This window comes from Paraburkholderia diazotrophica, from assembly GCF_900108945.1.
Lineage (GTDB): Bacteria > Pseudomonadota > Gammaproteobacteria > Burkholderiales > Burkholderiaceae > Paraburkholderia > Paraburkholderia diazotrophica.
In genome coordinates this window covers 62,848-72,621 of record NZ_FNYE01000041.1, presented here as the reverse complement: position 1 = coordinate 72,621, position 9,774 = coordinate 62,848, and the positions used below count along the sequence as shown (strand labels likewise).

Here is a 9,774-nt window from a genome sequence, read left to right as displayed (position 1 = left end):
ACAACCGCCAGTGGGGCGCGGAAAAGAAGAACCAGGTGGACTTCTACAACCGCCGCTTCGTCGCCGGCGAGCTCGACAATCCGAGCTTCGCGGGCATCGCGAAGGCGATGGGCGCCGAGGGCATCGTCGTCGACCGGCTCGAGGACGTCGGCCCGGCACTGAAGAAGGCGATCGACCTGCAGATGAATCACGGCAAGACCACGATCGTCGAGATCATGTGCACGCGCGAACTGGGCGATCCGTTCCGCCGCGATGCGCTGTCCAAGCCCGTGCGCCTGCTCGACAAGTACAAGGACTACGTCTGATCCAGCCGTCCCGCAGCGCGGCGTTCCCCGGCAACTTCTGACCCTGCCGGGGATTGCCGCTTGTCACGCGGCAATAACGATCACATCTTCGTCCGGGAGCCAGGAGGCAAGCATAATGGACGCGACAGGGTCGTCCGGCGCCGCAGCGGTCGAGCCACACACATCCGAAAGCAGGCGCGAAAGCACTACATCGGTTCGTTCCGAAATTCGAAATCGGATGGCCTCTGACGCGTCCACTTCGTATGCTCCGGACCATCCGCCCGGCCCACACGGCAAGCGCATTCAGTACAATACGGCCGATCCATTTTCCGGAACGGCGGACATGAAAAAGGCTGACACTCCGACGCTGCGCGCGTTCGCTCTGCTCGAACATCTCGTCGCCGCGGACGGCCCCGTGTCGCTTGCCGACATCACACACGACATCGATCTTCCGAAGGCGTCGTTGCATCGCATGCTGGCTTCGCTCGAAGCCGGCGGCCTAGTGATCCGCGAACCGGGGCAGAAAAACGCCTATGTGATCGGCCCGCGCCTCGCGCAACTGGGGCTTGGCGTGATGATGCAGTCGAGCGCCCGGCGCCTGAGGCATGCGATTCTCGGACGCCTCGTCTCCGATCTCGGCGAGACGTGCAATCTGACGATGCTTCACGAAACGGAAGTACTCTATCTCGACCGCATGGAGGCGCCGTGGCCGTTACGCCTCGACCTGAAGCCAGGCTCGCATGTGCCCGCCTATTGCAGCGCGAGCGGCAAGTTGCTGCTTGCGATGCTACCTCGCGAGGAGCGCGCGGCGCTCGTGCGGGCGCTGCAATTGCAGCGTTTTACCCCTAATACGCTCACCGACCCGGCGTTGCTCGAAAGCGAGCTGGACCGCATCGCGCATAAGGGTATTGCTGTGGACAATGAAGAATTTGTCGTTGGAATTGCTTGCGTGGCCGCTCCTGTCAGAAACGAGCAAGGCGAATGCATTGCCGCTATCGCGGTACACGCTCCCGTGTCGCGGACGCCGCTTTCACGGGCTCTGGAATTCATTCCCCGGCTACAGGAAGCGGCGAGTGAACTCGCCAAGACGTTTTGATTCCTTGTAGCCGGCTGCTGGAGATCGCTGGTTGCGGGAATGTGTTTGCGTCTGCGACGCTTCTTGTTCGACTGGCTCCCGTTACCACCGGCATTCGCGGATACGCTTGCCGCCACGAAGACTACTCACGCGGATGCCCTCTGCGGCACTCGCCTCACGGCTGCCGACAACATAAATTCTGCGTGCCGCGCCCCGGCTAAGAAGAATCACTGCTAGCCAAGCCCGCCTGCTGAATCATCGACGCCGCGCAAAACAACACGCACGTCAGCGACAACACGCACGACAGCGCCATCGCGCGCACGCTTGCGCCCGATACGATCATGCAGAACGGCACGAAGAACGCAGCCGGTCGTTCCAGTGACCGGAAGTCAGCCGCATCTGAGCAGTCAATTCAGCCACGCGCTGTCCTGCGATAATCGTTGTTCCCCTCCCCGTCTTCTTCCAAGGAGTCACAGTGAGCGATACATCAGCCCAGATTCCGCGTGTCGCACGCGTTGCGTTTCTCGGCCTCGGTGTCATGGGTTATCCCATGGCAGGGCATCTGTCGAAGTCCGGCCTCGACGTGACGGTCTATAACCGCACTGCGTCGAAGGCTGCGCAATGGGCGTCGGAATGTGGCGGACGTACAGCCCCGACGCCACGCGACGCAGCGAACGGCGCCGACCTCGTGCTCGCGTGCGTCGGCAACGACGACGATCTGCGCAGCATCGTGCTCGGTGACGACGGTGCTTTCGCCGGGATGGCATCGGGCGCCGTGCTCGTCGATCACACGACGGCCTCGGCCGACGTGGCGCGCGAGCTCTTCGCGCTTGCAACGCAACGCGGCGTGCATTTCATCGATGCGCCCGTATCGGGCGGCGAAGCGGGCGCGCAGAATGGCACGCTGACCATCATGTGCGGCGGCGACGCGGACGCATTCGAACGCGTTCGCGGCACGCTGGAGCACTACGCCGCGGCCGTCACGCTGCTTGGCCCCGCAGGTGCCGGCCAGCTCGCGAAGATGGTCAATCAGATCTGCATCGCGGGTCTGGTCCAGGGCCTGTCGGAAGCACTGCATTTCGGCCAGCGCGCCGGGCTCGACATGGCGCGCGTGCTTGAGGTGATCGGCAAGGGCGCGGCGGCCAGCTGGCAGATGGCCAACCGCGGCCCGACCATGCTCGAAGGCAAGTTCGACTTCGGCTTTGCCGTCGACTGGATGCGCAAGGATCTCGGCATCTGCCTCGACGAAGCGAAGCGCAACGGCGCGTCGCTGCCTGTCACGGCACTCGTCGACCAGTTCTACGGCGACGTGCAGGCGCTCGGTGGCAACCGCCTCGATACGTCCAGCCTGATCTGGCGGTTACGCAAAGTGAATCCCGCCGGCTGAAGCTCGTCGCGGCCGGGATTCGTCACGCACGTCAACGCATCACTTGCGCCAGCGCAACGGGCGACGCAAGTGATGCCGTTCGAGCCGCAGCCCCGGCGCGGCATTCGCGAAAGCAGGCATTCCGCCAATCTCGACGCCTTCCAGACGCTCGCGTTCCTCGTCGGCCTCGACCGTCTTGCCCGTATCGATGAAACACGCCGCCACCACGCCCACGGCCAGCAGTCCCGCCGAGATCGTGAACGGCAGGTTGTAGCTGCCCGTCGTCTGGATCAGATAGCCGAACACCACGGGCGACACCATCCCCGCCACGCCGAAGCCCGTGTTCATCATGCCGCCCGCCGTGCCCGCGTATTTGCCGGCGATATCGAGCGGCAGCGTCCACAGCACAGGGTTCGTGATCTCCAGGAAGAAAAACGACGCCGACAGGAACCACACAGCCGTCAACGGATCGGTGGCCGAGACCATGGGCAGCAGAAACGCGAGCGATCCGCCCATGCCGACCACCAGCACCGCGCAGCGCGCGAGACGCAGACGTCCCGTCGCCTTGTAGAGCTTGTCCGATACGACGCCGCCGAGCGTATCGCCGATCACGCCCGCGAGCAGCGGCAGCGCCGTGAAGAGAGCGAGATGCTTCAGATCGAAGCCTCGCGATTCCTTCAGATACGACGGCAGCCAGGTCAGATAGACCCATAGCAGCCAGCCATAGCAGAAGTCGACGAACGTGACGAGCCACATCCGGCGAATCAGCTTGCGCCACGGTGTAGCCATGCGCTTTGCCCGATCGCAGTCGCCGACGCGATAGCCGATTTCCGCGGTTTCTTCTGGCGTGATGTGCTTGTTCTGCTCCGGCGAATTGGTGAAGATGCACAGATAGAGCACGGTCCACGCAAGACTCGCGACGCCCAGCAGAATGAACGCGTCTCGCCAGCCGCCCGCCGCGACCACGGCGAGCACGAGCGGAGGCGTCACGGCGCCGCCCAGGCGCGCGAAACTGTGCGTAATGCCCTGCGCGAAGCCCCGCTCGGCCACGGGCATCCAGTATGTGAACGCGCGCGTGGCCGTCGGAAACGCGCCGCCTTCACCGATGCCGAGCGCGAAGCGCAGCGCGACCAGCATCGCGACACTGCCGGCGAAGCCCGTCGCGAGCGTCGCCACGCCCCATATGATCGACAGCACGGTCAGCACGGCTTTGGGACCATACTTGTCCGACAGCCATCCGCCGATGATCTGCATCATCGCGTACGGATAGGCGAACGCAGAGAACACCAGACCGAGTTCCGCCGATGTCAGCCCCATCTCGTGACGGATCAACGGCCCCGCCACCGCGATGTTCACACGGTCGATGTATGAGATGAAGTACATCACGCACATGACCGCCAGAATGATGTGACGCGTCTTCACGCGCCGCGTATGCTTTTCCATGCTGTCTCCTGTGTCTCTCGCTGGTCGCCCGTTATGGAACGCCTACGACGTCGATGGTGTGTCGATAGCCAGGGCGGATCGGGTCCGCTTCTATGTGTCTCCTCGTTGCGCTGTGCCCGCGCCGCGCTCAGGTGTTCAGCAGCTTGAGCCGCTGCACCTTGCCCGACGGCCCGCGTGGCAGTTCCGTGACGAACCGGAACTCCTTCGGCGTCTTGTACCGGCCTAGTTCGCGCAAACAATGCGCACGCAAGTCGGCGACATCGAGCGATACGCATGCTTGCCCTGCTTCGAGCGCCTCTTCTTCACGCGCGCGCGCGACGATGAACGCGACGATGTCCTGCCCATATGCGCTATCGGGCACGCCGACGGCGGCCGCGTCGAGCACGCCCGGATGTCTGAGCAGCGCTTCGTCGATTTCGCGCGGCGCGATGTTTTCGCCGCCTTTGATGATCAGTTCCTTCGCACGGCCGTTGATGTAGAAGTAGCCTTCATCGTCGCGATAGCCGAGGTCGCCTGTGCGCAGCCAGCCGTCGGCCGTGAACGCGGCGAGCGTGTCTTCCGGGCGCTTGTAGTAGCCGCTCATCACCTGCTCGCCGCGCAGCACGAGTTCGCCGCATTCGTTCGGCGCGCACTCGCGGCCTTGCCGGTCGATCACCCTGGCTTCTCCGCCCGAAGGCAAGCCGATGCTGCCGACCCTGCGCGCCTGCGCGTCGTACGGATTGCTGAAAACGGGTGCGGCCGTCTCGGTCATGCCCATCGTCTCAATGATGCCGATGTGAAAGCGCGACTCGAACGCACGGTGATGATCGGCGGGCAATGCCGCCGACGCGCTGCGGCAAAACTTCAGCGCCGACAGGTCGTATGCGCACGGTTCGTCGCTGTTCAGCAGATACGCGACGATGGTCGGCACAACGTTGATCCATGTGCATCCGTAACGGGCCGCATCACGCCAGAACGTGCGGGCGGAGAAGCGCGGCGTCATCACGACGGAGCCCGCGTGAAAGAGCGGCGCGAGCAACGTCACGACAAGACCGTTGATGTGATAAAGAGGCAGCGATGCAAGCACGCGATCGTCGGCGCCGAGACGATGCTCGGCCGTGATATTCGCCGAGTTGGCCAGCAGATTGCGATGCGTGAGCAATACGCCCTTGGGCGCGCCCGTCGTGCCGGACGTGTACATCAGCAGCGCGACATCGGATGCGCGCATCTCGTTCGATGCGATACCCGCGTCGCCGGATTCGGCGGCGCGTCCGGGCGCTGCCGTCGCGAGCCGCGCATCGCCATCGGCCAGCGTTTCCGCGAGTGCCGTTTCCACGTGCGGCAGCGTCGGGATGGCCGATGCGTCCGGCGCGGTCTGCACGATATGAATTTCGCGCGCGAGACCCTGCGCCCGCAACTCTGCAATCGACGACTCGATCGCCTGGCGCGTATCGCGTTCGACGAATACGGCACGCGTGTCCGAATGCTCGACGATGTAGCGCAACTGCGACGGCTGGCACAGCAGATTGAGCGGATGCGCAACGAGCCCGCTGTACATCGCGGCAAGCAAGAGCCGCGCGGTCTGGATGCCGTTGCTCATATAGACCGACACGGTGTCGCCTGCACGCAGGCCGGCGTCGCGAAAACGCGCTTCGAGCGCGCGGCAATCGTCGCGCAGCTCGCCGAAAGTCAGCGCGCGGCCACGGGTGGTTGTGCCCCCCGCCGTGTCCTTATCGGGGCAGGCGAGCAGGAACGGCTTGTCGGGATACTGCGCGGCGCGTTCGTCGATCAGCGCACGGAGCGTCGAAGGCGTATTCATCGGCCGTATCTCCGGAAGAAGTCACCGAGCAACTCGTCTGCGTCGGGCACATGCTCCTCGATCGGATACGCGACGCGCGTGATGTTCAGGTACTGGTGAAAGCCGAGATTGCTGGAAAAGTTATTGCGTCCCCAGGTGCCGCAGCCCATCGACAGCGAGAACGGCAGGCCATTGTCGAAGTTGCCGCCCGTCGCAAGGCAGTGCGCCTGATTGACGATCACGCGAGAAACGGGCAGTGTCGTGCCGAGATAGACGGCCTGCTGGGCATCCGCGGAATGCAGGCCGACGGAATGACCCGCGCCCATATACGCATAGATGTTGCGAACGACCTCGGCAGCGGCGTCGAAGTTGCGCGCGCGATAAACCGTCAGCACTGGGGCCAGTTTCTCGCCTGAAAAAGGATGCTGCGCGCCGAAGCCCGTTTCTTCGACCATCAGGAAGGCAGGCTCACGCATCGCGATGTCGTCGAGACCGGCCGCGCGCGCGATCGTCTGCGCCGAGCGCGCGGTGCATTGCGCGGACAACTTGCCGTCGTGCCACATCGCGGCCTGCAGCTTCGCTTTTTGCGCTTCGTCGAGCCGCACGCCGCCGCACGAGATCAGCTCGTCGAGCATCGGCTGGTAGACGGCTTCTTCGATTACGACGCTGTTTTCCGACGAACAACTGGTCGCGTTATCGAAGGTTTTCGAACGCGCGATCTTGTGCGCTGCATCGCGCAGATCAGCCGACGCCGTAACGATCGACGCGACATTGCCGGCACCGACGCCGAAAGCGGGCGTCCCGCTCGCGTACGCCATCCGCACGTTCGCCTGGGAGCCCGTCGCGACCACGAGATCGCATTGCCGCATCAGTTCCGCTGTCGCCGCCTTGCTGATGGGGGCGGGCAGCATCTGAACGAGATCGGCTGAAAGCCCCGCTTTTGCGAGCTGCGTATGGATGAAGCCGATCAGCAGCGCGCACGACGAATACCCTTTCGGTGACGGCGCGACGATCACTGCATTGCCGCATTTGAGCGCGTTGATAATCTTGTTTGCGGGCGTCGCGGCGGGATTGGTCGACGGTGTGACGGCTGCCACCACGCCCACTGCGCGCGCGATTTCGACGATGCCTTTCGACGCATCGCGCGCGATCACGCCCGTCGTCTTCTGGTCATGCAAATCTCGTAGCAGGCCGAGCGTCTTGCGAAAGTTCTTGCGAAACTTGTCGTCCGCGTTGCCAAGGCCCGTGTCCTCGACCGACAGTTCGGCCAGTTGCCGGTTGCGCGCGGGCTGCATGATGGCCCACGCAGCAGCGGCGGCAGCCATGTCGAGTGCTTCCTGCCCCGCGTTTTCGAACTCGCGCTGTGCAGCGCGCGCCCGTTCGACTAGCGTCGCGACTGCGTGCCGGACACCGGCGTCCTGTTGTTCGCCCATCACTTCGGCGGATGTGGCTCTGACATTCATACGGTTCGCTCCGACTGAAAAAAGATGTGCTGTGAAGCGAATCTAACCAGCCTTGCGCATCGCGTAGTCCCGTTTTTCGAACGATCCTTTGCTGCGTGCTCCCGAGAATCCGAAAATGCGAAATTCGGGACTTTCTGTAGTCCCGAAAACCATATGAATCGATGCAAAATCGATCCTGTCCACAAGAAGCACAGGGAGACAGGATGTCGACTTCGAATCAGTCGAATGCGGCGGCCGTGCGCGCGTTTCGCGTACTGGAGACGCTCGCGGAAGCCGGCCAGCCGCTATCGATGATGGATCTCGTCAATGCGCTCGGACTGCCGAAGCAGACCGTGCACCGAATCCTCGTGCAACTGATGGATGCGTGGCTCGTCACGCGCAGCGCGGGAAGCCGTCTTTACGAATGCTCTCCGCGCGTGCGCACGCTCGCCGTCAACGTGCTGATGCATGCCGGACCGGCCGCCGCGCGCCATGTGCTGCTCGAACAACTGGTCGCAAAGATCGGCGAGACCTGCAACCTCACGATGCTCGCGGGCAACGACGTCGTGTATGTGGACCGCGTCGAAACGGAATGGCCGCTGCGCATGCATCTGCAGCCGGGCTCGCACGTGCCGCTGCACTGCTCGGCAAGCGGCAAGCTGCTGCTGAGCTTTCTTCCGAAGGAAAGACGCGACCGGATGGTCGATACGCTGCCGCTGCGCGCATATTCCGAGCGCACGATCACCGATCGCGATGCGCTGCGGCAGGAGTTGATGGCGACGCGCAAGCGGCTGCTCGCGATCAACAACCAGGAGCATCTGCAAGGGCTGATCGCGATAGCCGTGCCGGTCATGCTCAACCGCAATCGCGCGTGTGCGGCGATTGCGGTGCAGGCGCCCGTCGGCAGGATCACGCTCGACGACCTGCTATCCTTCGTGCCCGACCTGCGCTATGCCGCCGACGAAACCGCGAAAACGTTTCGCGAGTGAGCGGCGTGTCGCCGGGCCCGCGGGGCGTCCGCCCGCTCCGCCTGAGCCGATCTTCAATGCGCGCTTGCCGGCGCGCCGTACGCGACGGCGCGGCGCTCGATCGCGCGCGCGGACCATGCCGACACCAGTGCCGACAGCATCACATACGAGCAGACCATCCACGGCTTGCCCTCGTTGATACGCAGCAGTGCCGTGGCGATAATCGGCGTCAGCCCGCTCGCGAAGATGCCCGAGAACTGATAGACGAACGAGATGCCCGTATAGCGCACCTTTGCATCGAACAGCTCGGCAAACAGGGCCGCTTCGGGGCCATACACCATCGCGTAGAAGATGCCGAACGGCACCACGATCGCGAGCCAGATCATCGGCGTGCTCGTCGGATGGGTCTCGATCAGCCAGAACGCAGGCAGCACCGAAAGCCCGCAAATCAGCGAGCCCCAGCGATACACGCGGGTTCGCCCGAGCCGGTCGGAGAGCGCGCCGAAAAGCGGTATGAAGAAGCACATCACGATGGCCGCGATCATCACGCCGAGCAGCGCGTCGGTACGGCTCATCGACACGTGCTGCGTCAGATAGCCGATCGAGAAGACGGCGAAGATGTTGAAGAACACGCCGTCGATATAGCGCGCGCCCATGCCGAGCAGGACCGCGCCGCGATAACGGCTCATCATGTCGACAAACGGAATCTTCGCTTCGCGGCGGCTACGCTTGAGCGCGAGAAACTCGGGCGTTTCCATCACCTTCAGACGAATGTACAGGCCGATCAGCACGAGCAGCAGCGACGCGCCGAAAGCGATGCGCCAGCCCCACGCAAAGAACGACGCTTCGGGCAAGAGCCGCGAGACGCCCGCCACCATGCCCGACGCGAGACACAGCCCGATCGACAGGCCGATCTGCGGCAAGCTCGCATACAGCCCGCGCTTGCGCGGCGGCGCGTATTCGTAGGCCATCAGCACCGCGCCGCCCCACTCGCCGCCAAGGCCGATGCCTTGCAGCACGCGCAGCGTCAGCAGCAGGATCGGCGCCCAGATGCCGATCTGCGCGTAGGTCGGTACGAACGCGACGCCTGCCGTCGATACGCCCATGATCACCAGCGTGAGAATCAGCGCGGACTTGCGCCCGACGCGATCGCCGAAATGGCCGAACAGCACGCCGCCGAGCGGCCGCGTAACGAAGCCGACCGCGAAGGTCGTATAGGCGAGCATCGTCGACACGAGCGGATCGCCGGCGGGGAAATAGAGCCGGTTGAAGACGATGCCGGCGACGACGCCGTACAGAAAGAAGTCATACCATTCGACGGTCGCGCCTATCACGCTGGCGAGTGCGACACGACGGACGACGCGTTGATCGATTGCCATAGCTGCTCCTCCATAGGACGGCCGGGCCGCCATTGCGCGG

Annotated in this window: 8 protein-coding genes; 4 read left to right on the top strand and 4 right to left on the bottom strand. The window is 63.9% G+C overall.

What is annotated here, in order from left to right:
• From BMW76_RS33335 to BMW76_RS33325, 3 genes are all read left to right on the top strand, one after another.
• Positions 1–305 (top strand): thiamine pyrophosphate-dependent enzyme (locus BMW76_RS33335; protein ID WP_245763480.1); only part of this gene is annotated, 305 nt, incomplete at its 5' end.
• Positions 306–627: 322 nt separating this feature from the next.
• Positions 628–1,380 carry an IclR family transcriptional regulator gene (locus tag BMW76_RS33330; RefSeq protein ID WP_090873024.1) on the top strand — a complete coding sequence of 251 codons (753 nt, stop codon included), beginning with the start codon at positions 628–630 and terminating at the stop codon, positions 1,378–1,380.
• Positions 1,381–1,834: 454 nt separating this feature from the next.
• On the top strand, positions 1,835–2,746 hold the full coding sequence (locus tag BMW76_RS33325; RefSeq protein ID WP_245763479.1) for an NAD(P)-dependent oxidoreductase: 912 nt from the start codon (positions 1,835–1,837) through the stop codon (positions 2,744–2,746).
• Between the two features lie 39 nt (positions 2,747–2,785).
• On the opposite strand, the gene BMW76_RS33320 is transcribed toward BMW76_RS33325, so the two are convergent.
• From BMW76_RS33320 to sauS, 3 genes are all read right to left on the bottom strand, one after another.
• Entirely contained in the window at positions 2,786–4,168 is a 1,383-nt protein-coding gene (locus BMW76_RS33320) for an MFS transporter (protein WP_090873010.1), read from the bottom strand.
• A 127-nt stretch (positions 4,169–4,295) separates the two neighbouring features.
• Positions 4,296–5,966: an AMP-binding protein gene (locus BMW76_RS33315; RefSeq protein WP_090873008.1), complete on the bottom strand. Its 1,671-nt coding sequence runs from the start codon at positions 5,964–5,966 to the stop codon at positions 4,296–4,298.
• Entirely contained in the window at positions 5,963–7,378 is a 1,416-nt protein-coding gene (sauS, locus tag BMW76_RS33310; protein ID WP_245763482.1) for an acylating sulfoacetaldehyde dehydrogenase, read from the bottom strand. Before sauS ends, BMW76_RS33315 begins: the two co-directional genes overlap by 4 nt.
• Positions 7,379–7,611: 233 nt before the next feature.
• Between sauS and BMW76_RS33305 the strand changes: the two genes are divergently transcribed.
• Positions 7,612–8,376, top strand: a complete 765-nt coding sequence (locus tag BMW76_RS33305; RefSeq protein ID WP_090873004.1) for an IclR family transcriptional regulator — start codon at positions 7,612–7,614, stop codon at positions 8,374–8,376.
• A gap of 53 nt (positions 8,377–8,429) precedes the next feature.
• On the opposite strand, the gene BMW76_RS33300 is transcribed toward BMW76_RS33305, so the two are convergent.
• Positions 8,430–9,734, bottom strand: coding sequence for an MFS transporter (locus BMW76_RS33300; RefSeq protein ID WP_090873002.1), 1,305 nt, complete (start codon positions 9,732–9,734; stop codon positions 8,430–8,432).
• Positions 9,735–9,774 lie beyond the last annotated feature (40 nt).